The organism is Brachymonas moutaii (nom. illeg.) (genome assembly GCF_049977365.1).
Classification (GTDB): Bacteria; Pseudomonadota; Gammaproteobacteria; order Burkholderiales; family Burkholderiaceae_C; genus Brachymonas.
Genome location: NZ_JBNGEN010000014.1, coordinates 1 through 21,502 on the forward strand (window position 1 = coordinate 1; position 21,502 = coordinate 21,502).

Here is a 21,502-nt window from a genome sequence, read left to right on the forward strand (position 1 = left end):
GGCACATTGCAGAAGGTGTATCCATCGTAGGGACTGGTGGTGGGGCTGTTGGAGGTCATCGTCACGGCCGAGCCCGACGTGACATCCGCCACCGAGAGCGTGGCACTGACCAGATTGACCGTGGTGTTGGTGCCGGGAGTTCCCCCCGAGGAATAGGTGCCACTCATGGTGCCCGTGCCCACCTGCAGATACACTGCCTTGGTCCCTCTGGAAATCGTGGCCGTGAAGGCGCAGGCAGACGCTCCGGCACCGCACAGGGCGCCCATGAGCAGACAGGTGCGGACCCGCTTCATGCAAAAAATGCCACCGCAGTGGCATTTCCCGTCATGGCAGAACACCCCTGCCTCAGGGCATGACGGCCGTATAGGTCACACGGCTGTTGTTGGTGTTGACGCCCCCGTAAGTGCCCGCGCCCAGAATGGAGTTGTTCAGATAGGTGAACGTCCACTTGGCATCCTGGTTCACCACATGGTTGGTGGCCGTCAGCGTCAAGGCAGAGCTGATCCCTCCATCCACAAAGGTCGGGTGCGGCAGGGCGGTGGCGCTGGTGTTGACGGCAGAGCTCACCGCCAGTTTGCTGAACGACACGGTATCCCCGTTGTCGTTCTTGAGCGCTCCCGCGGTGGTGGACGTGAAAGTCACATCCCCCCGTTGCCCATCACGCGCGCCGTCACGGTGCCGTTGCCCTGGTCCCCACTCGTGGCAGTGGCAGCGACCACGGTGCCATCACCCACATTGGCTGCAGGCACCGTGAAGCTGATCAGGTCCACGGTGCTGCCCGTGGCATAGCCTGCAGCCGCCGTGCCCACGCGCAGATACAGCACATGCGGCACGGTGATCTGGAAGTCCAGATGCGCCGTCGCCGTCAGCGAGCCGCTGGCATTCTGAAAACTGGATTCTGCCTGAGCCATACCGGCAACCCCGGCCATCAGTCCTGCCGCCGCAACCAAACGCATGATTTTGTGATCTCCCTGTTGATGAAAATTGTGAAAAATTATAGGGTAGACCCTCGTGGACACAAGCCAGACGAAGCGCGCACAAAGATCGCTTTAACACAACGTTGTGTACTATTCCATAGGGTTGCATGCGGCCTCATGGATTGCTGCATGGCAAGTGCAACGTCATTTTTCTGTCCACCCCACCTCCTTTTTCATCCTCGATTTCTCATGTCCACTTCTTCCTCTGTTTCTCTGCGCGCCCTCGCGGCTGCCTGCTTCCTGTGTGGCGCTGTGTGCATGGCTCCCGCACAGGCCCAGACCCCTTCCGAAGCCGATTCGGCCGATGTCCTGATTGCCCGCGCCCAGCAGACGCTGCAGCAGCTCGACCGCGGCGAGGATGAGGCCCTGTGGGCCTCGACCATGCCGTTCATCCGGCAGACCTTCAAGAAGAGCAAGTTCCTCTCCGAGCTGCATGCCGCGCACAAGGGCTTCCAGGGCAAGGTCGCCAGCCGGGGATGGATCGGCGTCTGGCGCGTTCTGCATCCGGCAGCCGACCCGCGCTCTCCTGCGGGGCTCTACGCCAATGTGGAAATGGGCACCCGGCTGACCGACGGACAGGTGGTGGTGGAGCGGGTCAGCATGGGACTGGATCAGGAAGGCCACTGGCGCCTGACGGGCTACATCGTGCGTCCCGGAACTGCCCCGGCTGCGCACCCATAAGCGTCCTGCACGAGCCCCTCATGGCCCATGGGGGGCCCGTCTGCCCTGCAGCGCCCCCTATCCATCCCATGTGCCAGAGGCAGCATGCCGCACCCTCCCGGAAATCCTGGGTCTGCCGGGCAGAACAAGCCGCCTACAATGGCAGTCACATCTCGCCACAAGCCAGACAAGAACGCAAGGAGAACCCCCATGCCCCCCGAGATTTCCGCCAGCAACCCCAACACGTCGGCCAATCGCCATCCCGAGCTGCGCCAGGCTGCGCTCGACTACCACGAGCTGCCCCGCCCCGGCAAGATCAGCGTCGAGGCGACCAAGCAGATGGTCAACCAGCATGATCTGGCACTGGCCTATTCGCCCGGCGTGGCTGCGCCCTGTGAGGAGATCGTGAAGGATCCCTCCGCAGCCTTCCGCTACACGGCCCGCGGCAACCTGGTGGGCGTGGTCACCAACGGCACTGCCGTGCTGGGTCTGGGCGACATCGGCCCGCTCGCCGGCAAGCCCGTGATGGAGGGCAAGGGCGTCCTGTTCAAGAAGTTCGCCGGCATCGACGTGTTCGACATCGAGATCAACGAAAAGGATCCGGACCGCCTCGTCGAGATCATCGCGGCACTGGAGCCCACCTTCGGGGGCATCAACCTGGAGGACATCAAGGCACCGGACTGCTTCATCGTCGAGCGCAAGCTGCGCCAGCGCATGAAGATTCCGGTCTTCCACGACGACCAGCACGGCACCGCCATCGTGGTGGGTGCCGCCGTGCTCAACGGCCTCAAGGTCGTGGGCAAGAAGCTCGAAGACGTCAAGGTCGTCACGAGCGGCGCCGGCGCGGCCGCGCTGGCCTGCATCAACCTGCTCGTCAAGCTGGGCCTGCCCCGCCGGAACATCTGGGTGACGGATCTGGCCGGGCTGGTCTACCAGGGCCGCACCGAGCTCATGGATGATGACAAGGCCCAGTTCATGCAGGACACCGACCTGCGCACGCTCGGCCAGGCCATCGAGGGTGCGGACGTGTTCCTGGGACTGTCTGCGGGCGGCGTGCTCAAGCCCGAGATGGTGGCCCGCATGGCGGCCAATCCGCTCATCTTTGCGCTGGCCAACCCCACCCCCGAGATCAAGCCCGAGGAAGTCCGCCAGGTGCGGGACGATGCCATCATGGCCACGGGCCGCACCGACTACCCGAACCAGGTCAACAACGTCCTGTGCTTCCCCTACATCTTCCGCGGCGCCCTGGACTGCGGGGCCACCGTCATCACCGACGAGATGGAAATCGCGGCCGTGCACGCCATTGCCGAGCTGGCCCAGGCCGAGCAAAGCGAAGTGGTGGCCGCTGCCTATGTGGGGCAGAACCTCGCTTTTGGCCCCGAGTACCTGATTCCCAAGCCGTTCGATCCGCGGCTCATGATCAAGATCGCACCGGCGGTGGCGCAGGCCGCCATGGACGCGGGCGTGGCTTCGCGCCCGATCAAGGACATGGCCGAGTACGAGGAGCAGCTGCAGAGCTTCGTCTACGCCTCGGGCGCGACCATGAAGCCCATCTTCACCGTCGCCCGCATGGCCACCAAGAAACGCGTGGTCTACGCCGAGGGCGAAGAGGAGCGCGTGCTGCGCGCCGTGCAGATCGTGGTGGACGAGCGGCTGGCCCGCCCGATTCTGGTCGGACGCCCTGCCATCATTGCCCGGCGCATCGAGCAGTTCGGCCTGCGTCTGCACCAGGGCGAGCACTATGACGTGGTCAACGTCGAGGACGACGAGCGCTACCGCGACTTCTGGCAGACCTATCACAAGATGACTTCCCGCAAGGGCATGACCATCCCCATGGCCAAGATCGAGATGCGCCGCCGCTTGGTGCTGATCGCTGCCATGATGGTGCACAAGGGCTATGCCGACGGCATGATCTGCGGCACCTGGGGCAGCACGGCCATGCACCTGCAGTACATCGAGCAGGTGATCGGGTTCGAGCCCGGCGTGCAGGGCTATGCCGCCATGAACGGGCTGCTGCTGCCCAAGCAGCAGGTCTTCATCGTCGACACCCACGTCAACTACGACCCCTGCGCCGAACGCATTGCCGAGTTCACCATCATGGCCGCGCAGGAAATCCAGCGCTTCGGCATCGTGCCCAAGGTGGCGCTGCTGAGCCACTCCAACTTCGGCTCCACCAACCATCCCACGGCGGTCAAGATGCGCGAAGTGCTGTCCATCCTGCAGCAGCGCGCCCCCTGGCTCGAAGTGGACGGCGAAATGCACGGCGATGTGGCGCTCGACGAGGCCCTGCGCAAGACGCTCATGCCCGAGAGCACCCTGACGGGCAACGCCAACCTGCTGGTCATGCCGACGCTCGATGCGGCCAACATCGCCTACAACCTGCTCAAGACGGCAGCCGGCGGCAACATCGCCATCGGCCCCGTGCTGCTCGGTGCCGCCAAGCCGGTGCACATACTGACGGCCAGTGCCACGGTGCGCCGCATCGTGAACATGACCGCCTTCACCGTCGCGGAAGCCAACGCCAACGCCCCCACGCCCGGCGCGGCCTGAATACTGCAGGAGGAGGTGACGCGCGGCAGCCCGCTCATTCCACCCCTCCTGCCCTTTTCGCTTCCTCCGGCCTGTCCCTGAGCACGCACCGTGCGCGAGGGCAGGCCGTTTTCCATGGCTACAGGAAGCAGTGGGGCACCGGTCAGTCGTCAGGCTGCGGGCGCCGCTCCGGTATCGTGCTGATCCGCGTCCAGGGCCTGCAGGCGGCGCAGCAGGGCCCGGTCACGGTGTTCCACCGCCTGGGTGAAGCGGGCGGGATCGGGCGTGCCGAAGGCCTCCACCAGCATCCGTCGCGTATCGGCGTCGAGGTGCGGCGAGCCCAGGTCCGCCCACCAGGTTTCCAGCGCCGGGCCCAGGTGCTCCAGAAAATGCTCCATGCCGCCCAGCCCGCCGGCCAGATTGAAGATCATGCTCGGCCCCATGATGGACCAGCGCTGCCCCGGCCCGGCAGAGACGGCCAGATCGATGTCTTCCACCGAAGCCACGCCCTCGCGTGCCAGATAGACCGCTTCGCGCCAGATGGCGGCCTGCAGCCGGTTGGCGATGTGTCCCACCACTTCCCTGCGCAGCCGGATGGGGGTCTTGCCCAGGGCGCGATAGAGCGCCAGCACGGCCTGCACCGTGGCTTCGGACGTCTGCTTGCCCGGCACCACTTCCACCAGCGGAATCAGATGCGGCGGGTTGAAGGGGTGTCCCACCACCAGCCGCTCCGGGTGCTGCATGCCTTCCTGCAGTGTGCTGGGCATGATGCCGGAGGTGGACGAAGCAATGATCACGTCCGGCCCCAGCACCGATTCGAGCCCGGCATACACCTGCCGCTTGATGTCGAGCCGCTCGGGTGCGTTCTCCTGCACGAAGTCCGCTCCCTGCGCAGCCTCCTCGACACTGGCATGCACCGTCAGGGCCTGCTGGGCCGCATCGAGCGTACGGCCCCCGCCGTGTGCCCGAGCTGTTCCATGCTGGACCAGGCTTCGGCCACAAAGGCGCGCAGGTGCGCCTCGGCGCCGGGAGCAGGATCGCTGGCCCGCACCTGCAGGCCCGCCCCGAGAAACAGCACGGTCCAGCTGGCTCCGATGGTGCCCGTCCCGATCACCGCTGCCGTGCGCGGCAGCTCCGTGGTGTGTGTCATGCTCATCTGTCTTTCTCCTTGTGCGGATGGCGTCCCGTCGGGCAGCGTGCCTGGAGCGGCGCGCCACCGGGGACGGGGGTCGGGAGCCCTGCATGCCCCGATCCACTGTCCGGCCCCTGCTGTCCCGTGCGGGTCGATGCCTCCTGCAAGGCAGGCACCCGGCCACACGTCCCGGACATCAGGCGCCGTTGCAGCAGAAACGGAGCACTGTCTCCCGCAGGTCCGGGCGCCCGGTTCAGAGCCCGTCCTGAAAGTCGATGGCCGCGTGCGTGCCATCGCAATAGGGTTTGTTGCGCGACTGGCCGCAGCGGCACAGCGCCACGCGGTTGCGCCGCTCGTACACGGTTCCATCGGCCGATTCGATGGCGATGCCGCCCTGGACCCAGAGAGGGCCTGAGCAGCCGCGTGCCGTGTCCTCGGTCACGCCGATGGCCGGAGCCCGCGGCGTCTCGACGGGCGTACCGGTCTGGTTGTTCCATGCCACGAGCCGACCAGCCGAGCAGTTGTTGACCTGCCGCACGAAGTTGCGCGCCACCTCGGGGTCGTCAGTGGCCTCGACCTGGTTCCAGACCCGGCCATGGGGATCGCAGAAGCGCGCAAAGGCACACAGCGATTCCTGATCAGTCAGCGACAGCGCCGGGCCGGGCATCAGCTCGGCACGTTCGCGGTAGGGCGCGCGGTCGGCGGTTTCGGTGCCGTCGAATCCCACCTTGGCATGGCTGCCGTCGCAATAGGGCTTGTTCGCCGACTGGCCACAGCGGCACAGCGCATACTCCTCGCCCGCCTCGAAGGTCCGGGTGGTTTCCCAGTCGAGCGACTGCCCCTGCGCATCGGTCACGATGGCCTGCTGCCGCAGCGGCACCCCGCCACTGACCACATAGGGGCCGTCCTCGGTGATCTTGACATGGGGAGGCTGCTTGGGGGTGGAGGCGTGTGTCATGGGTACGTTCCTTGCAAAAGAGGCATGAAAATGGTTCTGTCCCCGGGACTTCCGCTCTGCAAGCCATATCATGGCTGCACTGTGCCGGCCCCACACTGCAGGCCGTGCGGACGCGGCCACAAGTGCCGCATTCCCAGGAGGGCCCATTGTGTGTCCCCCCGCAAAGGTCGAGTGCCGCCGGTGGTCTTGCAGCATGTCGGCCCCCTGACATTCCGGACATCTCCCGCCTCCCGGCCCCTCAGGTCAGGGCATGTGCTGCAGAAACGCCTGTGCCCGCGGGTGACGCGGCTCGGCAAAGAATTCCCGTGCCGGACGGTCCTCGACCACCACCCCCTGATCCATGAACACGGCCCGATGGGCCACCTCGCGGGCAAAGGCCATTTCGTGCGTGACCACCAGCATGGTCATGCGTTCCTGGGCCAGGGCCCGCATGGTGCGCAGCACCTCGCCCGTGAGCTCGGGATCGAGCGCGCTCGTGGGCTCGTCGAACAGCATGATGCGGGGCTCCATGGCCAGCGCCCGCGCAATGGCCACCCGCTGCTTCTGTCCGCCCGAAAGGCGCCCCGGATAGGCGTCGCGCTTGTCGAACAGCCCCACCTTGCGCAGCAGCTCCTCCGCCCGGGGCACGATGGCCGCGCGGGCCATGCCCTTGACGGTCATCGGGGCCTCGATGAGGTTCTGCAGCACGGTCATGTGGGGAAACAGATTGAAGTGCTGGAACACCATGCCGGTCTGCGCGCAGATGCGCCGCACGGTACGCTCGTCGGGGTAGCGGGCCTGTCCGGAGGCATCGGTATCGGCCAGTGTCTCGCCTTCGATCACGATGCGTCCCCGGTCGATGTGCTCCAGGTGGTTGACGCAGCGCAGCAGCGTGCTCTTGCCCGAGCCCGATGAACCCAGAATGGCGATCACTTCGCCTTCAGCCACATCGAGCGAGATGCCCCGAAGCACCTCGTTGTCGCCGAAGCGCTTCCACACCTCCCGCACGACGAGAGCGGGAGCCTGTGCGCCGTCTGCGTCACTGGTCCTGGCGTGCATACCGTTTCTCCCCATGCTGGAACAGCCATGTCAGCACCAGCGTCATGATCAGATAGAAGGCCGCCGCCACAATGAACGGGGTGATGGTGAAATCGCGCTGCACGATGTTGCGCGCGGCACGCAGCAGGTCGTTGAGCGCCAGCACGTAGATCAGCGAGGTGTCCTTCACCAGGGTGATGGTCTCGTTGCTCATGGGCGGCAGGATGTGGCGCACCATCTGCGGCAGCACGATGCGGCGCATGGTCTGGCCGTAGCTCATGCCGAGCGACTGGGCCGCCTCGTACTGCCCCCGATCCACGCTCTGAATGCCGGCGCGGAAGATCTCGGCGAAGTAGGCCGCGTAGTTGAGCGCAAAGGCCAGCACCGCCGACGGAAAATCCGGCAGCCGCAGCCCGATCCCGGGCACGAAGGGCAGCGCAAAGTACACGAACAGCAGCTGCAGCATGAGCGGCGTGCCGCGCATCAGCCAGAGGTAGCCATTCACGGCGGTGCGCACGGCCCCCCAGCGCGAAAGCCGCAGCAGGGCCAGTCCCAGCCCCAGCGGCAGGGCCAGCGCCAGCGTGATGAAGAAGAGTTTGAGCGTCGTCCCCGCGCCTTCGAGCATCGGGGGGAGCATGGCAAGCAAGGTATCCATGGGCAATCATGGCCGCAGACCGGACACGGCGCACCGTGCCGGGCCGCAGCCCCTTTCGAGCGAAGAAGCGAACCTTACTGCTGCGGAGCCTGGAACCACTTGGCTGCGATCTTCTGGGCCGTGCCATCGGCTTTCATGGCATCGAGCGCGGCATCGAGCTTGGCCAGCAGGGCCTTGTCGTCCTTGCGCAGGCCCACGCCGTACTCCTCGCTGCCGAAGTTGTCGGAGAGGATGCGGTACTGCCCTGCCTTGCGGCTGGTGTAGTAGCGCCCCACCACCTCGTCCACCACCACGGCGTCGAGGCGTCCCGTCGTCAGGTCCATGAGAGCTGCCACGTTGTCGCCAAACTTCTTGATCTCCTTCATCTGCCTGGACACCGGGTCCTTGGCCACGGCCTCCACGGCGCTGCTGCCGTCCTGCACCCCCACCACCTTGCCGGCCAGATCGGCCTTGGCATGGATGGGAGAGGCTGCGGTCACCACGATGATCTGGTGGTTCTCCATGTAGGGCCTGGTAAAGGCGACGTTCTTCTTGCGCTCCTCGGTGATGGTCATGCCGTTCCAGAGGGCATCCACGCGCCGGCCATTGAGCTCGGCTTCCTTGGCGCTCCAGTCGATGGGCTTGAAGTCGGCTTCCATGCCCATGCGGCGGGCTGCCTCGCGGGCCATGTCGATGTCATATCCGACCAGCTCCTGCTTATCGTTGCGAAAGCCCATGGGCGGAAAATTGTCATCGAGCCCGATCACGAACTTGCCCGCATGTCCGGCATCGGCTGCGCCCGCCGGAGCGGCACCCGAGGCACCGGATGCGGCAGGCGCCGCTCCCTGCTGCTTGCCACAGCCAGCCAACATGCCGGCTGCAGCCAGCAGGGAAAACGCGGAAAGGGAAGTAAAGGCGCGACGTTGCATGCGAACGATTCCATGAATGCAGGAAAAAGAAAACGCCCGGCGCTCCTCCTGAGAGCAGTCCGGGCATCCAGGATGCCATGCCCTGCGACCCGCAGGGAGCCGGAGACCATGCGGGATGCGGAGCGCGGTAGCGCCCTGTGCACAGCCTCGCGCAGAGGCCATGATCCCGTCCACTTTCCCGATTATCGCGGATCGCCTTCCCTTGCTGCAGAATCATCCGCTTTGGAAAGAAGTGCCGTTCTGCAGATCAGGAAGCCTTTGCCGTTCCGTCATCACTGGAATAGCTTTCCACGGCATCCTGTCCTCCATGCATCTCGATGCGCGCCTGCACCCCTTCCACATCCTCACGACTGCCGTGGTAGACCAGCAGATACTTGTCAGCCTTGAGGGCAGTTTCGTACTTCAGGACAGAGTCCTTGGGAATGCCGATGCTCACCAGCGCAGCTCCCAGAGCCGAGAGTCCGCCCACCACAACCGCCCCTTCCAGCGCTCCCACAAGGGCCGAGATCAAAGGCCCTGCAATCACTACGGGACCGATGCCCGGAATAATGAAAAAGGCAGCTCCCACGAGCAGCCCCCACAGTCCCCCCCAGAAAGCGCCGGCCCCTCCCCAGCTCTTCACCCGGTCGCCGGTCGTGTAGTAGCCGACGACATCGTCTTCCGTGTGATAGCCCTTTCCGACAATGGAAAGGTGCTGCATATCGATGCCGTCCTGAGTCAGCTGCTTGACAGCAGCTTCAGCGGCTTCGTGCGAAGGATAAGTAGCGATGGCAATGCTGGGCATAGGAATTTCCTGAAATTCAGAGCACAAAATATCCACAGCATTCTCCGAACGCTGTGGCATGACGTACACAAACCGCCTGACGATCTGTGCCATTCCACGATATCCCAGCTCCCCACTGCCTGTCTGTTAGCTGGCGGACACCTGCATTTCTTCTGCATCTCCATTCTGCACACCCGCATTTGCTTGGCTGCTTGCCGATGAAGAAACTCCCGCACTCTCCTGCATATTCAGCCCCTGCAGCGCCGCCTGGTCCATCAGCACCAGATGCCGTCGGTCGATGCGGATCCAGCCCTGTTCGCGCATCTGCCTGAGCACCAGATTGGTCGTCGGGCGCGAGGCGCCAATCAGGGTCGCCAGCTCGGCCTGGGTAAAGCGCAGACCGATGCGTACCCCTCCTTCCGGTGCCGGTTCGCCGAAGTCATGGGCCAGCCGCAGCAGGCACTGCGCCAGCCGCGCCGGGACATCACGGAACACCAGATCGCGGGCGCGCGACTCGATGCGCAAGAGCCGCCCCGACACCTGACGCGTCACCGTCAGCGCAAAGTCCGGTGCCTCCCGCATGAGCGCCAGAAACACCTCCCGTGCAAACCGCAGCACCACGCCTGCATCGAGGGCGGTGGCATAGTGCTCGCGACGCGCCCCCTGCAGAATGGCCAGCTCCCCGAAGATCTCTCCAGGAGCAACGACCTCCAGCGTGAACTCCTCCCCCTGCTCGGAGAGGCTGTAGATGCGGCTGTGCCCTTCTTCCTGCAGATAGACCCATTCGGGATTCTGGGCGGGCACAAAGATCCGTTCTCCCGGCAGATAGTGCGCCACGCGCGCCTTGTCGCGCAGATGGCTGTAGAACGCAGCCGGCAGGTGGTGCACCCAGTCTACCGAACGAAGATACCAGTGGCCCATCATGTCAATGAATTCCTCACGTTCTGCCACCCAGGGTGGCCCCTCGGCGATGATGGGGAACTCCATTCGGCCACTGCACTCCAGCCCTGTCCCCATCACCACATTTCATAATGCGGCACATTGTGACACATTCGGGCATTCCACGCTTCCGGTCTCATGCACCTCGATCACGGTGCATGGAGCGAGATGCATGGGGCCCGCAAGGATGATAGGAAGGCAGGCGCCTTCTGTACCCGGCGGGATTCAGAACCAGCCCAGCACCTTGTCCCGGCTGGGCACCCCGCCCGCATGCACCACCTTGCCATCGATCACCACCCCAGGGGTCGACATGATGCCGTAGCTCATGATGGAGGGCATGTCCTCCACCTTCTCGAGCGTGATCTCGGCTCCGCGCTCCTTGGCCACAGCCTCGATCAGCGCCACCGTATTGCGGCAGTTGGCACAGCCCGTTCCCAACACTTTCACGTCTTTCATGATGATTCCTCCATCGTTCACAGTACCAGGTTGAACACGTAGCCCACAAGCAGAATGCCCAGGGCCACCACTCCCGCAAAGGTCGCGATCAGCCGGGGCTTGAGCGCCTTGCGCAGAATGATCATTTCAGGGGCAGACAGCGCAATCACGCTCATCATGAACGCCAGCACCGTCCCCACGGCCGCCCCCTTGCCGATCAATGCCTCGACGATCGGAATGATGCCCGCGGCATTGGTGTACATGGGCACGCCCAGCAGCACGGCTGCCGGCACCGCCCACCACACATCGCGCCCCATGAACGAGGCCATGAAGTCCTGCGGCACATAGCCGTGGATGCCCGCCCCCAGCGCGATGCCGGCCAGGATGTAGGGCCAGACCTTGCCCACGATCGAGTGCACATGTTCGCGCCCTGCCTCGAACCGGCTCACCCAGTCGGGCCGCTCGCCGACATACATGGCATGCTGCCCCTGCTGCATCTCGCGCACCCAGTCCTCCAGGAAGCGCTCCATGTGCAGTCTCCCGATCACCAGCCCCGACACGATCGCGACCGCCAGGCCCAGCCCCAGATACAGGGCAGCCACCTTCCAGCCGAACATGCCGAACAGCAGCGCCAGCGCCACCTCGTTGACCATGGGCGCAGAAATCAGAAAAGAGAAGGTCACCCCGAGCGGCACCCCGGCCGACAGAAAACCGATGAACAGCGGCACCGCCGAGCACGAGCAGAACGGCGTGACGATGCCCAGCGTCGCCGCCAGCACGTTGCCCACTCCCAGCCGCCGCCCCGCCAGCAGCGCACGCGTGCGCTCGGGTGCGAAGAAGGTCTGCACCACACCCATGACGAACACAATGCCGATCAACAGGAGCAGCACCTTGGGTGCGTCATAGAAGAAGAAGTGCAGCGCCTCGCCCAGCCGCGTCTGCCGGGTCATTCCCAGAAGGGCGAGCACCGCATTGGCCAGTGCATCGAGCTGGCTGTAGAGCACCCCCCACGCCACAGCCGCCACGCCCAGCATCACGATCCAGCGAATCAGGGGCGAACCCCACGCCATCTTCTGCGCATGCATGTCCTTCTCCTTCCCTTCAATGCGATCCCTGCCTCAGGCCCCGCTCATACCAGCCGCGCGAACCATTGACCACCTGCACCACCAGCAGCATCACCGGCACCTCGATGAGCACCCCCACCACCGTGGCCAGTGCCGCACCAGACTCGAAACCGAACAGGCTGATGGCTGCCGCCACGGCCAGCTCGAAGAAATTGGACGCACCGATCAGGGCGGATGGGCAGGCCACCGCATGCGCCTCTCCCACCGCCCGGTTCAGCCCATATGCCAGCGCGGCATTGAACAGCACCTGCAGCAGAATGGGCACGGCCAGCAGTGCAATCACCAGCGGCTGGCGCACGATCGCATCCCCCTGGAAGGCAAACAGCAGCACCAGCGTGAGCAGCAGTGCCGCCATGGACCATGGCCCCATGCGCGCCATGGCCGCCTCCAGCGCCCCCTGCCCGCGCTGCAGCAGCTGCCGGCGCCAGAGCTGGGCCACGATCACCGGCAGCACGATGTACAGCAGCACCGACACCATCAGCGTATCCCACGGCACCGTGATCGAGGCCATGCCCAGCAGCAGGGCCACCAGGGGCGCAAAGGCAAACACCATCACCGAATCGTTCAGCGCCACCTGCGAGAGCGTGAACAGCGGATCCCCTCCGGAGAGCCGGCTCCACACGAACACCATGGCCGTGCAGGGCGCCGCCGCCAGCAGGATGAGTCCCGCCACATAGCTGTCGATCTGCCCTGCCGGAAGCCACTGCGCAAACAGATGCCGCACGAACAGCCAGGCCAGCAGCGCCATCGAGAACGGCTTGACCAGCCAGTTCACGAACAGCGTCACCCCGATGCCACGCACATGCTGCCGCACCTCGCCCAGGGCCCCGAAATCCACCTTGACCAGCATCGGAATGATCATCACCCAGATCAGCACCCCCACCGGCAGATTGACCCGTGCCACCTCCATGCGGCCAATGGCCCGAAACACCCCCGGCGCCATCTGCCCGCAGGCAATCCCGACCCCGATGCACAGCACCACCCACACGCTCAGATAGCGCTCGAACACCCCCATGGGCGCCCGCTGCCCCTGGGGCTGCTCCGTTTCACGACATCCTGCGGACATGGTCACTTCCCCTGTACCGGTGCATCGAGCGCCACGCCCAGGGCCTGAGCCACCTCAGGCACCAGCCGGGCACGAATCTCGTCGCGCACCGCCACGAACGAGGCGAGCGGCTCCCCATGGGGATCATGAAACCCCACGTGCAGATGCCGTGCCCCCGGGAAAACCGGGCACGCCTCGCGCGCATGGTCACAGACCGTCACCACCAGATCGAACACCTCCCCGCCCATGCTCTCCACATCCTTGGGATGCAGCCCCTCGACAGGCAATCCGGCCAGCCGCAGGGCTTCCAGTGCCCCAGCCGCCACGCCCGGCTGGGGACGGGTTCCGGCCGACACGGCCCGCACCCGTCCCGCCAGATCGGCATTCAACAGCACCTCGGCCATCTGGGACCGACATGAATTGCCCGTGCACAGCACAAGCACACGCTTTTCGTTCTGGTTCATGAGAGGTTCTCTTCCTTTTTTCCGAGTTGGGCCCGCCGCTTGTCCATCGTGCTGCAGCACGCCGTCAGCGGCAGGCACACCGTCGCCGGAGGCGTGGCCATGCCAGCACAGCAGTCCTGGGTCAGGAAGGCAATGAGTGCATCCATGCGGGGATAGTTCGCCGAATAGCGAATGAACCGACCCTCGCGCACCCCCTCGATCAGCCCTGCCCGGCTGAGCTGCGAGAGGTGAAACGACAGCGTGGCCGGCGCCATGCCCAGCCGCTCGCCCACCCCACTCGCATGCAGCCCTGCAGGCCCCGCTTCTACCAACAGACGAAAAATGGCCAGCCGGGATTCATGCCCCAGCGCAGCCAGCAATGCAGCAGCTTCAAACAATTCCATATTTCGATGATAGTCGAATAATCATGCGAAAACCAGCCCTTGCTGCCACGGATACCCCCTTCCCGCAGCCCAGCTTCTTTCCCTCTGCCGCTGCACATACCTTGTGCGTACAATGCCTCTCACCATTGATCTTTTGGACCTCATGGTCTGCCATTTTCCTTGCGACATTCCGTGCCATGACTCTTGCACAGATACCGAGCCATGCGCTCCTCGGGCTCGCCGCCCCGGCCGTCACCGTGGAAGTGCATCTCGCCAACGGCCTGCCCAGTTTCACGCTCGTCGGTCTGGCCGACACCGAAGTCAAGGAAGCCCGCGAACGTGTGCGCAGCGCCATCCAGAACGCAGGACTGGAATTCCCCACCAACAAGCGCATCACCGTCAACCTCGCCCCGGCCGACCTGCCCAAGGATTCAGGCCGCTTCGATCTCCCCATCGCCCTCGGCATTCTGGCCGCCTCTGGCCAGATCGACCGCGAGCGCCTGGGGCGCCACGCCTTTGCCGGCGAATTGTCCCTCTCCGGTGCCCTGCGCCCTGTACGGGGCGCACTGGCCATGGCCGCTGCCCTGTACCGACAGGGATGCGGCACTCCGCTGGTCCTGCCGCCCGGCAGCGCCGAAGAAGCGGCCTGGGTCCCCGGCGCCGAGGTGTACCGTGCACGCCATCTTCTCGATGTCGTCCGTCAGTTCCTGCCATCCGGAAGCTGCCTGACGGCCTCCCAGGCAGACAGCGACCAGCAGGAAAGCGGCTGGACCCGACTCCATGCCCCCGATGCCCTGCCCCAGCCCGACTACCCGGACATGTCCGATGTCAAGGGACAGGCCGCAGCCAAGCGTGCGCTCGAAATCAGTGCCGCAGGCGCCCACAGCCTGCTCATGATGGGCCCCCCCGGATCAGGCAAATCCATGCTGGCCCAGCGCTTCCCGGGTCTGCTGCCAGCCATGACGGCCCGCGAAGCGCTCGAATCCGCCTCCATTGCCAGCCTGGCCGGACACTTCGATCCCGCCCGCTGGGGACAGCGCCCCGTGCGTGCCCCCCACCACACCGCCAGTGCCGTGGCTCTGGTGGGCGGTGGCTCCCCTCCACGCCCCGGCGAAATCAGCCTCGCCCACGAAGCCGTACTCTTTCTCGATGAACTGCCCGAATTTCCCAGGGCAGCCCTGGAAGCCCTGCGCGAGCCCCTCGAAACCGGACGCATCCACATCTCGCGTGCCGCCCAGCAAGCCGAATTTCCTGCCCGATTCCAGCTGCTGGCTGCCATGAATCCCTGTCCCTGCGGCTACCTCGGCAGCGCCGTGCGCGCCTGCCGCTGCACCCCCGACCAGGTGAGTCGCTATCAGGGCAAGCTCAGCGGCCCCCTGCTCGACCGCATCGACCTGCGCGTCGAAGTCGCCGCCGTCCCCCCACAGGATCTCCTCCATGCCCCGCGCGGCGAGCACAGTGCTACCATCCGCGAGCGTGTGACCGCCGCACGCGCCATCGCCCTCGATCGACAAGGCTGCCCCAATGCCCTGCTCGAAGGTGCCCGGCTCGACCAGGTACTGGACCTCACCCCCGAGGCCAGCTCCTTCGTGCAGACAGCCGCTGTCCGTCTGGGCTGGAGCGCCCGCAGCATGCATCGCACCCTGCGCATCGCCCGCACCATTGCCGATCTGGCCGGCGACCCCCGACTCGCTGCCGCCCACATTGCCGAAGCCATCCAGATGCGCCGCGCCCTGCCCGAACGCCTCTGAACGCCCCCCGCTTGGCCGGCACCCGGGCCACATCTCCCTCCCGCCACGCACCGCCCGGTAATGTCTGCCCCGTGCGCCCACTTTCCCCTCCAGCCTCGCCACCGGCTGCATCGGGCCCTCTCTGCATGGCATGGAATGCCTTCCCGATCCGCCAACCACGCCCCACAGATCCACAGACCAAAAAAAAACGCCCTGCAGTGCAGGGCGTTTCCGTGCGGTCCTTGCGGACAGACGCAGGCGGCGGGATCAGACCACGCCGGCCTTCTGAACCAGGCGGGTAGCCACCCAGTTCTTCGTCTTGGACAGCGGACGGCTTTCGGTGATTTCGATGATGTCGCCCACCTTGTACTCGCCATTTTCGTCATGGGCGTGGTACTTGCTGGTCTTGATCATGATCTTGCCGTAGAGCGGGTGCATCACGCGGCGTTCGATCATCACGGTCACCGTCTTGCTGCGCTTGTCGCTCACCACCTTGCCGATCAAGGTGCGCTTGAGGGAGGTTTTTGCTTCCGTCATCTGGTCACTCCTTGATTACTTGGCGGCTTGCTTTTCAGCAAGAATGGTCTTTGCACGTGCGATGTCGCGACGTGTCTGGCGCAGCGTTGCAGTGTTCTGCAGTTGCTGGGTGCCCTTTTGCATGCGCAGATTGAAGTGGGCCTTCTGCAGGTCCTTGACTTCGGCCTCGAGCGCAGCGACGTCCTTGTTGCGCAGATCAGCAGCTTTCATGGTCTATTCCTCCTGATCAAGCGCCCAGCAGGCGCGTTGCGAACACGGTGCGCAGCGGCAGCTTGGCAGCGGCCAGTGCAAAAGCTTCACGTGCCAGTTCCTCGGAAACGCCGACGATCTCGAACAGCATCTTGCCGGGCTGGATTTCAGCGACGTAGTACTCCGGATTGCCCTTGCCGTTACCCATACGGACTTCAGCGGGCTTCTCGGAAATCGGCTTGTCGGGGAAGACACGGATCCAGATGCGACCGCCACGCTTGACGTGACGGGAGATCGCACGACGTGCGGCCTCGATCTGGCGGGCGGTCAGACGGCCGCGGTCGGTGGACTTCAGACCGAAGTCACCGAACGCCACGGTATTGCCACGAGTGGCGATACCGGTGTTGCGGCCTTTCTGCTCTTTACGATACTTTCTGCGTGCAGGTTGCAGCATGTTGTTTCTCCTGGATCAACCGAACGGGATTATTCGGCTGCAGTACCGTCTGCTGCTGCAGCAGGCGCGTTTTCCTTGCGGACGCGCTTAACGGCGGACTTGGCTTCGGCACCAGAGGCTTCGCTCGGCTTGTCGCTGCCATCGGCGGGAGCGGTGTTGCCGGGGCCGGCCACGCGGCGGGTGCGCGGACGGTCGTTGCCACGGCCATCACGACGGCCGCGCGGACGACGCTCGTCATCCGGACGGGGCGTGCTGTCGAGCGAGGGCACATCGTTGCGGCCCAGGGTATCACCCTTGTAGACCCACACCTTGACGCCGATGACGCCGTAGGTGGTGTGTGCTTCGCTCACGCCGTAGTCAATGTCGGCACGCAGCGTATGCAGAGGCACGCGGCCTTCGCGATACCACTCGGTGCGGGCGATTTCGATGCCGTTCAGACGACCGGCGGACATGATCTTGATGCCCTGGGCGCCCATGCGCATGGCGTTCTGCATGGCGCGCTTCATGGCGCGGCGGAACATGATGCGCTTTTCGAGCTGCTGCGTGATGGAATCGGCGATCAGCTTGGCATCGACTTCGGGCTTGCGCACTTCCTCGATGTTCACGGCGACCGGAACGCCCAGCATGGCGTTCAGTTCCTTCTTCAGGTTCTCGATGTCCTCACCCTTCTTGCCGATCACCACACCCGGACGGGCAGAGTAGATCGTGATGCGGGCGCTCTTGGCAGGACGCTCGATCAGGATGCGGGCAACGGAGGCGTTCTTGAGCTTCTTGCCCAGGTATTCACGCACCTTGACGTCTTCGGCCAGCATGCCGGCGAAGTCGCGGTTGTTGGCATACCAGCGGCTGTTCCAGTTGCGGGTCACCGCCAGGCGGAAACCGGTAGGATGGATTTTCTGTCCCATTGCTTACACCTCTTCGTTGCCAACAGTCACATACACATGGCATGTGGGCTTGCTGATGCGGTTGCCGCGGCCTTTTGCGCGGGCGGTGAAGCGCTTGAGCGTGGGACCCTGCTCGACGTAGATGGTCTTGACCTTCAGTTCGTCGATATCGGCTCCATCGTTGTGCTCGGCGTTGGCAATGGCGGATTCGAGCGCCTTCTTGATGATCACGGCAGCTTTCTTCTGCGTGAACGTCAGGATGTTGAGCGCCTGATCGACCTTCTTGCCGCGAATCATGTCGGCGACCAGACGGCCCTTGTCGACCGACAGACGGACGCCACGAACAATTGCACGTGTTTCCATGGTCTTTCCTTATTTCTTCGCTTTTTTGTCTGCCGCGTGACCCTTGTAGGTACGGGTCAGGGCAAATTCACCCAGCTTGTGGCCAACCATCTGGTCAGTCACATAGACGGGCACGTGCTGCTTGCCGTTGTGCACGGCGATCGTCAGACCGATGAACTCGGGCAGGATCATGGAGCGACGCGACCAGGTCTTGACGGGCTTCTTGTCTTTGGTTTCGATGGCCTTTTCAACCTTGGCCATCAGGTGATGGTCAACAAATGGACCCTTTTTGAGAGAACGAGCCATTGTCTACCCCTTATTTCTTGCGACGCGACACAATCATGGACTGCGTGCGGCGATTGTTGCGAGTACGGTAACCCTTGGTGAGGTTGCCCCAAGGATCGACAGGCGCCATACCAGTACCGGTACGTCCCTCGCCACCACCGTGCGGGTGGTCGATAGGGTTCATGGCCACGCCGCGGACGGTCGGACGGATACCCATCCAGCGCTTCACGCCGGCCTTGCCAAGTTGACGCAGGCTGTGTTCTTCGTTGGCCACTTCACCGATGGTGGCGCGGCATTCGATGTGGATCTTGCGCACTTCGCCCGAACGCATGCGGACCTGTGCGTAGATGCCTTCACGGGCCAGCAGAGTGGCCGAAGCACCAGCGGAACGCGCGATCTGTGCACCCTTGCCCGGCTTGAGCTCGATGCAGTGAATCGTGGAACCGACGGGAATGTTGCGGATCGGCAGGGTGTTGCCCACGCGGATCGGAGCTTCGGAGCCGCTCACGATGCTGGAACCGACTTGCAGATTGCGCGCGGCAATGTGGTAGCGGCGTTCGCCATCGGCGTAGCACACCAGCATGATGTGCGCAGTGCGGTTCGGGTCGTACTCGATGCGCTCGACCTTGGCGACGATGCCGTCCTTGTCGTTGCGCACGAAGTCCACCACGCGGTAGTGGTGACGATGACCGCCACCCTTGTGGCGCACGGTGATGTGCCCGTTGTTGTTGCGACCGGCCTTCTGGTACTGAGGCTCGAGCAGGGGACCGAAACCGGCGCCCTTGTGCAGATGGTCACGGGTAACCTTGACGACATGGCGGCGGCCAGCGGAGGTCGGTTTGATCTGGATGACAGCCATTATGCAGCCTCCCCTGACAGGTTCAGTTCAGAACCTTCCTTGAGCGTGACGTAGGCCTTGCGCACGTTGTTACGGCGACCGATGGTACGGCCGAAACGCTTGACCTTGCCCTTGGTGTTGACCACGGACACGCCCGTCACTTCCACTTTGAACATCAGTTCCACGGCAGCCTTGATTTCGGGCTTGGTGGCATCCTGCATCACCTTGAAGGTGACAGCATTGGATTGCTCGGCTGCCATCGTGGCCTTTTCGGACACGACAGGTGCCAGCAGCACGGCCATCAGGCGGCCTTCGTCGAATTTCTTGGTGCTCATGCGAACATCTCCTGCAGCTTGCCGAGAGCGCCCTTGGTGACGAGCACTTTGCGGTAGAAGACCAGCGACAGCGGATCGACGTAGCGGGGCTCGACGACCAGGACGTTGGGCAGATTGCGGGAAGCCAGGTACAGGTTCTCGCCCACTTCCTCGGCGATCACGAGAACGGAGGAATCGAGGTTCATCGCCTTGAACTTGGACACCAGACCCTTGGTCTTGGGGCTGTCCACATCCAGGGAATCGACCACGGCCAGACGGCCGTCACGCACGAGCTGCGACAGGATCACAGACATGCCGACGCGGTACATCTTCTTGTTGAGCTTCTGTGCGAAGTTCTCTTCGGGGCCGTTCGGGAATGCACGACCGCCTCCACGCCACAGCGGAGAAGACGTCATACCGGCACGGGCATTGCCGGTACCCTTCTGCTTGAAGGGCTTCTTGGTGGAGTGACGGACCTCGGTACGGTCCTTTTGCTTGCGGGTGCCCTGACGCGCGTTGGCCTGATAGGCCACCACGATCTGGTGCACGAGGTCTTCGTTGTAGTCGCGACCAAACACGGTGTCGTTGGCATCGACCTTGGCAGAAGACTGGCCCTGTTCGTTCAGGAGTTCGATCTGCATCACTTGGCTCCTTCAGCAGCTTTGGCCTTGACCGCCGGACGGACGGACACGAAACCACCCTTGGCGCCAGGAACGGCACCCTTGATCAGCAGCAGCTGACGGGCTTCGTCGATACGCACGACGGACAGGTTCTGGACCGTGACGGTTTCGTCGCCGAGGTGACCGGTCATCTTCTTGCCGGGGAACACGCGACCCGGATCCTGGGCCATGGAGATGGAACCCGGAACATTGTGCGAACGGCTGTTACCGTGAGAAGCGCGCTGGGAACCGAAGTTGTGGCGCTTGATGGTACCTGCGTAGCCCTTGCCGATCGAGGTGCCCTGCACGTCGACCACCTGGCCCACGCTGAACAGCTCGGCTGCAGGCAGGGTTGCGCCTGCGGGGTACTTGCCGGCAACCTCATCGGTCACGCGGAATTCCTGGGTGATTTCACCGGCTTCGACGCCGGCCTTGGCCAGATGGCCAGCCTGGGGCTTGGTGACGCGGGAGGCGCGACGCTTGCCATAGGTGACCTGCAGAGCCACGTAGCCATCGTTGGCTTCGGTCTTGACCTGGGACACGCGGTTGTTGGACACGTCGACCACCGTGACGGGAATGGCATCCCCTTCATCGGTGAAGACACGCATCATGCCCACCTTGCGGCCCAGCAAACCCAAGTGTTTGCTCAGACTCATTGTTTTCTCCGTAACTTTCACCACGACCAACTGCAATTGGCTGACCGCGTGTTGATGTGAAAGACTGTTGATGAAACTTCGCGCCCCATGGATTGCGCGCACAAAATCAGCTCGCAAGGGACACGAAGCTGACAATTGTAGAGGGGCTGCCATTCTTTTGCAAGCGCCGTGTTTCTGCCTGCGTGCCAGAAGGCAGCGAGATGTGGTGCGGCAGCCGCAGCAGCGCACGCCGCGCTTGGGAGCGCGCAAGAAAAAAGGCCGGTGATCGCTCACCGGCCCGAAGGGTCCTGGTCGGCTTCCGGCCGAAGCCGGAAGCGGGGGACGTGCCGCTTACTGCAGCTTGATCTCGACGTCGACACCTGCAGGCAGGTCGAGCTTCATGAGCGCGTCCACCGTCTTGTCGGTGGGATCGACGATGTCCATCAGGCGCTGGTGGGTGCGGATCTCGAACTGGTCGCGGCTCGACTTGTTGACGTGCGGCGAACGCAGGATGTCGAAACGCTTCATGCGCGTCGGCAGGGGCACGGGACCCTTGACGATGGCGCCGGTGCGCTTGGCAGTGTCGACGATCTCGGCAGCGGACTGGTCGATCAGCTTGTAGTCGAAGGCCTTGAGGCGGATGCGGATTTTCTGCTTGGACATGTGC

30 protein-coding genes are annotated in these 21,502 nt (G+C 64.1%); 3 read left to right on the forward strand and 27 right to left on the reverse strand.

Annotation, left to right across the window (positions count from 1 at the left end; all coding sequences use genetic code 11):
- From ACP2WS_RS10910 to ACP2WS_RS10920, 3 genes are all read right to left on the reverse strand, one after another.
- The coding region (locus tag ACP2WS_RS10910; protein WP_426460805.1) for a hypothetical protein at nt 1-293 on the reverse strand (293 nt) is incomplete at its 3' end.
- A gap of 52 nt (nt 294-345) precedes the next feature.
- Nucleotides 346-642: a hypothetical protein gene (locus ACP2WS_RS10915; protein ID WP_426460806.1), complete on the reverse strand. Its 297-nt coding sequence runs from the start codon at nt 640-642 to the stop codon at nt 346-348.
- On the reverse strand, nt 639-956 hold the full coding sequence (locus ACP2WS_RS10920; protein ID WP_426460807.1) for a hypothetical protein: 318 nt from the start codon (nt 954-956) through the stop codon (nt 639-641). Before ACP2WS_RS10920 ends, ACP2WS_RS10915 begins: the two co-directional genes overlap by 4 nt.
- Before the next feature lie 210 nt (nt 957-1,166).
- Between ACP2WS_RS10920 and ACP2WS_RS10925 the strand changes: the two genes are divergently transcribed.
- Nucleotides 1,167-1,658 (forward strand): DUF4019 domain-containing protein, encoded by a 492-nt coding sequence (locus ACP2WS_RS10925; RefSeq protein ID WP_426460808.1) that lies wholly within the window; start codon nt 1,167-1,169, stop codon nt 1,656-1,658.
- 189 nt (nt 1,659-1,847) lie between these two features.
- A complete protein-coding gene (locus tag ACP2WS_RS10930) occupies nt 1,848-4,187 on the forward strand; it encodes an NADP-dependent malic enzyme (protein ID WP_426460809.1) in 2,340 nt (779 codons plus the stop codon).
- Between the two features lie 149 nt (nt 4,188-4,336).
- Here ACP2WS_RS10930 and ACP2WS_RS10935 read toward each other — a convergent pair whose 3' ends face one another.
- The 13 genes from ACP2WS_RS10935 to ACP2WS_RS10995 form a co-directional block, all read right to left on the reverse strand.
- A complete protein-coding gene (locus ACP2WS_RS10935; protein ID WP_426460810.1) occupies nt 4,337-5,083 on the reverse strand; it encodes a 3-hydroxyacyl-CoA dehydrogenase NAD-binding domain-containing protein in 747 nt (248 codons plus the stop codon).
- Nucleotides 5,084-5,085: 2 nt separating this feature from the next.
- Complete coding sequence (locus ACP2WS_RS10940) at nt 5,086-5,322, reverse strand: 3-hydroxyacyl-CoA dehydrogenase NAD-binding domain-containing protein (protein ID WP_426460811.1); 237 nt, start codon at nt 5,320-5,322, stop codon at nt 5,086-5,088.
- Nucleotides 5,323-5,551: 229 nt separating this feature from the next.
- Complete coding sequence (locus ACP2WS_RS10945; RefSeq protein WP_374494265.1) at nt 5,552-6,256, reverse strand: CDGSH iron-sulfur domain-containing protein; 705 nt, start codon at nt 6,254-6,256, stop codon at nt 5,552-5,554.
- A 243-nt stretch (nt 6,257-6,499) separates the two neighbouring features.
- The gene (locus tag ACP2WS_RS10950) at nt 6,500-7,294 is read right to left on the reverse strand and encodes an amino acid ABC transporter ATP-binding protein (RefSeq protein WP_426460812.1); all 795 of its coding nucleotides are present in this window, start codon (nt 7,292-7,294) and stop codon (nt 6,500-6,502) included.
- Nucleotides 7,275-7,928 (reverse strand): amino acid ABC transporter permease, encoded by a 654-nt coding sequence (locus ACP2WS_RS10955; protein ID WP_374494262.1) that lies wholly within the window; start codon nt 7,926-7,928, stop codon nt 7,275-7,277. Before ACP2WS_RS10955 ends, ACP2WS_RS10950 begins: the two co-directional genes overlap by 20 nt.
- Before the next feature lie 74 nt (nt 7,929-8,002).
- Nucleotides 8,003-8,836: an amino acid ABC transporter substrate-binding protein gene (locus ACP2WS_RS10960; protein WP_426460813.1), complete on the reverse strand. Its 834-nt coding sequence runs from the start codon at nt 8,834-8,836 to the stop codon at nt 8,003-8,005.
- 247 nt (nt 8,837-9,083) lie between these two features.
- The gene (locus ACP2WS_RS10965; protein ID WP_426460814.1) at nt 9,084-9,713 is read right to left on the reverse strand and encodes a general stress protein; all 630 of its coding nucleotides are present in this window, start codon (nt 9,711-9,713) and stop codon (nt 9,084-9,086) included.
- A 33-nt stretch (nt 9,714-9,746) separates the two neighbouring features.
- Nucleotides 9,747-10,586: a Crp/Fnr family transcriptional regulator gene (locus tag ACP2WS_RS10970; protein WP_426460815.1), complete on the reverse strand. Its 840-nt coding sequence runs from the start codon at nt 10,584-10,586 to the stop codon at nt 9,747-9,749.
- 177 nt (nt 10,587-10,763) lie between these two features.
- Entirely contained in the window at nt 10,764-10,994 is a 231-nt protein-coding gene (locus ACP2WS_RS10975) for a thioredoxin family protein (protein WP_374494258.1), read from the reverse strand.
- Nucleotides 10,995-11,011: 17 nt separating this feature from the next.
- On the reverse strand, nt 11,012-12,058 hold the full coding sequence (locus tag ACP2WS_RS10980; protein WP_426460816.1) for a permease: 1,047 nt from the start codon (nt 12,056-12,058) through the stop codon (nt 11,012-11,014).
- A gap of 16 nt (nt 12,059-12,074) precedes the next feature.
- Complete coding sequence (arsB, locus tag ACP2WS_RS10985; protein ID WP_426460817.1) at nt 12,075-13,163, reverse strand: ACR3 family arsenite efflux transporter; 1,089 nt, start codon at nt 13,161-13,163, stop codon at nt 12,075-12,077.
- A gap of 2 nt (nt 13,164-13,165) precedes the next feature.
- Nucleotides 13,166-13,606, reverse strand: coding sequence for an arsenate reductase ArsC (locus ACP2WS_RS10990; protein ID WP_426460818.1), 441 nt, complete (start codon nt 13,604-13,606; stop codon nt 13,166-13,168).
- Entirely contained in the window at nt 13,603-13,989 is a 387-nt protein-coding gene (locus ACP2WS_RS10995; RefSeq protein WP_426460819.1) for an ArsR/SmtB family transcription factor, read from the reverse strand. The genes ACP2WS_RS10990 and ACP2WS_RS10995 overlap by 4 nt, the downstream gene beginning before the upstream one ends.
- Nucleotides 13,990-14,165: 176 nt before the next feature.
- On the opposite strand from ACP2WS_RS10995, the gene ACP2WS_RS11000 reads away from it, so the two are divergent.
- The gene (locus ACP2WS_RS11000) at nt 14,166-15,719 is read left to right on the forward strand and encodes a YifB family Mg chelatase-like AAA ATPase (protein WP_426460820.1); all 1,554 of its coding nucleotides are present in this window, start codon (nt 14,166-14,168) and stop codon (nt 15,717-15,719) included.
- Between the two features lie 246 nt (nt 15,720-15,965).
- Here the strand turns inward: ACP2WS_RS11000 and rpsQ are convergent, their stop codons facing one another.
- From rpsQ to rpsJ, 11 genes are all read right to left on the reverse strand, one after another.
- Nucleotides 15,966-16,235 carry a 30S ribosomal protein S17 gene (gene rpsQ / locus ACP2WS_RS11005; protein ID WP_374494248.1) on the reverse strand — a complete coding sequence of 90 codons (270 nt, stop codon included), beginning with the start codon at nt 16,233-16,235 and terminating at the stop codon, nt 15,966-15,968.
- Nucleotides 16,236-16,250: 15 nt separating this feature from the next.
- Nucleotides 16,251-16,445: a 50S ribosomal protein L29 gene (gene rpmC / locus ACP2WS_RS11010; RefSeq protein WP_374494246.1), complete on the reverse strand. Its 195-nt coding sequence runs from the start codon at nt 16,443-16,445 to the stop codon at nt 16,251-16,253.
- Nucleotides 16,446-16,461: 16 nt separating this feature from the next.
- Entirely contained in the window at nt 16,462-16,878 is a 417-nt protein-coding gene (gene rplP / locus ACP2WS_RS11015; RefSeq protein WP_374494244.1) for a 50S ribosomal protein L16, read from the reverse strand.
- 29 nt (nt 16,879-16,907) lie between these two features.
- The gene (gene rpsC, locus ACP2WS_RS11020; RefSeq protein WP_374494243.1) at nt 16,908-17,783 is read right to left on the reverse strand and encodes a 30S ribosomal protein S3; all 876 of its coding nucleotides are present in this window, start codon (nt 17,781-17,783) and stop codon (nt 16,908-16,910) included.
- A gap of 3 nt (nt 17,784-17,786) precedes the next feature.
- Nucleotides 17,787-18,125 carry a 50S ribosomal protein L22 gene (gene rplV / locus ACP2WS_RS11025; protein WP_374494242.1) on the reverse strand — a complete coding sequence of 113 codons (339 nt, stop codon included), beginning with the start codon at nt 18,123-18,125 and terminating at the stop codon, nt 17,787-17,789.
- A 9-nt stretch (nt 18,126-18,134) separates the two neighbouring features.
- The gene (rpsS, locus tag ACP2WS_RS11030; protein WP_374494240.1) at nt 18,135-18,410 is read right to left on the reverse strand and encodes a 30S ribosomal protein S19; all 276 of its coding nucleotides are present in this window, start codon (nt 18,408-18,410) and stop codon (nt 18,135-18,137) included.
- 10 nt (nt 18,411-18,420) lie between these two features.
- A complete protein-coding gene (gene rplB / locus ACP2WS_RS11035; protein WP_374494238.1) occupies nt 18,421-19,248 on the reverse strand; it encodes a 50S ribosomal protein L2 in 828 nt (275 codons plus the stop codon).
- Nucleotides 19,248-19,562: a 50S ribosomal protein L23 gene (gene rplW, locus ACP2WS_RS11040; RefSeq protein ID WP_374494237.1), complete on the reverse strand. Its 315-nt coding sequence runs from the start codon at nt 19,560-19,562 to the stop codon at nt 19,248-19,250. Before rplW ends, rplB begins: the two co-directional genes overlap by 1 nt.
- Nucleotides 19,559-20,182 carry a 50S ribosomal protein L4 gene (gene rplD / locus ACP2WS_RS11045; RefSeq protein ID WP_374494235.1) on the reverse strand — a complete coding sequence of 208 codons (624 nt, stop codon included), beginning with the start codon at nt 20,180-20,182 and terminating at the stop codon, nt 19,559-19,561. Before rplD ends, rplW begins: the two co-directional genes overlap by 4 nt.
- Nucleotides 20,182-20,856, reverse strand: a complete 675-nt coding sequence (gene rplC, locus ACP2WS_RS11050) for a 50S ribosomal protein L3 (protein WP_374494233.1) — start codon at nt 20,854-20,856, stop codon at nt 20,182-20,184. Before rplC ends, rplD begins: the two co-directional genes overlap by 1 nt.
- Nucleotides 20,857-21,186: 330 nt before the next feature.
- Nucleotides 21,187-21,498, reverse strand: coding sequence for a 30S ribosomal protein S10 (rpsJ, locus tag ACP2WS_RS11055; RefSeq protein WP_054257904.1), 312 nt, complete (start codon nt 21,496-21,498; stop codon nt 21,187-21,189).
- Nucleotides 21,499-21,502: the final 4 nt, after the last annotated feature.

Excerpts from the sequence above, each read along its gene's own strand:
- ACP2WS_RS10920 (WP_426460807.1), bottom strand. The coding sequence starts at position 956 with ATGCGTTTGGTTGCGGCGGCAGGACTGATGGCCGGGGTTGCCGGTATG.
- ACP2WS_RS10980 (WP_426460816.1), bottom strand. The coding sequence starts at position 12,058 with ATGCATGCGCAGAAGATGGCGTGGGGTTCGCCCCTGATTCGCTGGATC.
- rplD (WP_374494235.1), bottom strand. The coding sequence starts at position 20,182 with ATGCAGATCGAACTCCTGAACGAACAGGGCCAGTCTTCTGCCAAGGTC.
- ACP2WS_RS10995 (WP_426460819.1), bottom strand. The coding sequence starts at position 13,989 with ATGGAATTGTTTGAAGCTGCTGCATTGCTGGCTGCGCTGGGGCATGAA.
- ACP2WS_RS10965 (WP_426460814.1), bottom strand. The coding sequence starts at position 9,713 with ATGGCACAGATCGTCAGGCGGTTTGTGTACGTCATGCCACAGCGTTCG.
- rpsJ (WP_054257904.1), bottom strand. The coding sequence starts at position 21,498 with ATGTCCAAGCAGAAAATCCGCATCCGCCTCAAGGCCTTCGACTACAAG.
- ACP2WS_RS10990 (WP_426460818.1), bottom strand. The coding sequence starts at position 13,606 with ATGAACCAGAACGAAAAGCGTGTGCTTGTGCTGTGCACGGGCAATTCA.
- rpmC (WP_374494246.1), bottom strand. The coding sequence starts at position 16,445 with ATGAAAGCTGCTGATCTGCGCAACAAGGACGTCGCTGCGCTCGAGGCC.
- rplP (WP_374494244.1), bottom strand. The coding sequence starts at position 16,878 with ATGCTGCAACCTGCACGCAGAAAGTATCGTAAAGAGCAGAAAGGCCGC.
- rplV (WP_374494242.1), bottom strand. The coding sequence starts at position 18,125 with ATGGAAACACGTGCAATTGTTCGTGGCGTCCGTCTGTCGGTCGACAAG.
- arsB (WP_426460817.1), bottom strand. The coding sequence starts at position 13,163 with ATGTCCGCAGGATGTCGTGAAACGGAGCAGCCCCAGGGGCAGCGGGCG.
- ACP2WS_RS10925 (WP_426460808.1), top strand. The coding sequence starts at position 1,167 with ATGTCCACTTCTTCCTCTGTTTCTCTGCGCGCCCTCGCGGCTGCCTGC.
- rplB (WP_374494238.1), bottom strand. The coding sequence starts at position 19,248 with ATGGCTGTCATCCAGATCAAACCGACCTCCGCTGGCCGCCGCCATGTC.
- rpsQ (WP_374494248.1), bottom strand. The coding sequence starts at position 16,235 with ATGACGGAAGCAAAAACCTCCCTCAAGCGCACCTTGATCGGCAAGGTG.
- rpsS (WP_374494240.1), bottom strand. The coding sequence starts at position 18,410 with ATGGCTCGTTCTCTCAAAAAGGGTCCATTTGTTGACCATCACCTGATG.
- ACP2WS_RS10975 (WP_374494258.1), bottom strand. The coding sequence starts at position 10,994 with ATGAAAGACGTGAAAGTGTTGGGAACGGGCTGTGCCAACTGCCGCAAT.
- rpsC (WP_374494243.1), bottom strand. The coding sequence starts at position 17,783 with ATGGGACAGAAAATCCATCCTACCGGTTTCCGCCTGGCGGTGACCCGC.
- ACP2WS_RS10950 (WP_426460812.1), bottom strand. The coding sequence starts at position 7,294 with ATGCACGCCAGGACCAGTGACGCAGACGGCGCACAGGCTCCCGCTCTC.
- ACP2WS_RS11000 (WP_426460820.1), top strand. The coding sequence starts at position 14,166 with ATGACTCTTGCACAGATACCGAGCCATGCGCTCCTCGGGCTCGCCGCC.
- rplW (WP_374494237.1), bottom strand. The coding sequence starts at position 19,562 with ATGAGCACCAAGAAATTCGACGAAGGCCGCCTGATGGCCGTGCTGCTG.
- ACP2WS_RS10960 (WP_426460813.1), bottom strand. The coding sequence starts at position 8,836 with ATGCAACGTCGCGCCTTTACTTCCCTTTCCGCGTTTTCCCTGCTGGCT.
- ACP2WS_RS10940 (WP_426460811.1), bottom strand. The coding sequence starts at position 5,322 with ATGAGCATGACACACACCACGGAGCTGCCGCGCACGGCAGCGGTGATC.
- ACP2WS_RS10955 (WP_374494262.1), bottom strand. The coding sequence starts at position 7,928 with ATGGATACCTTGCTTGCCATGCTCCCCCCGATGCTCGAAGGCGCGGGG.
- ACP2WS_RS10930 (WP_426460809.1), top strand. The coding sequence starts at position 1,848 with ATGCCCCCCGAGATTTCCGCCAGCAACCCCAACACGTCGGCCAATCGC.
- ACP2WS_RS10970 (WP_426460815.1), bottom strand. The coding sequence starts at position 10,586 with ATGGAGTTCCCCATCATCGCCGAGGGGCCACCCTGGGTGGCAGAACGT.
- rplC (WP_374494233.1), bottom strand. The coding sequence starts at position 20,856 with ATGAGTCTGAGCAAACACTTGGGTTTGCTGGGCCGCAAGGTGGGCATG.
- ACP2WS_RS10945 (WP_374494265.1), bottom strand. The coding sequence starts at position 6,256 with ATGACACACGCCTCCACCCCCAAGCAGCCTCCCCATGTCAAGATCACC.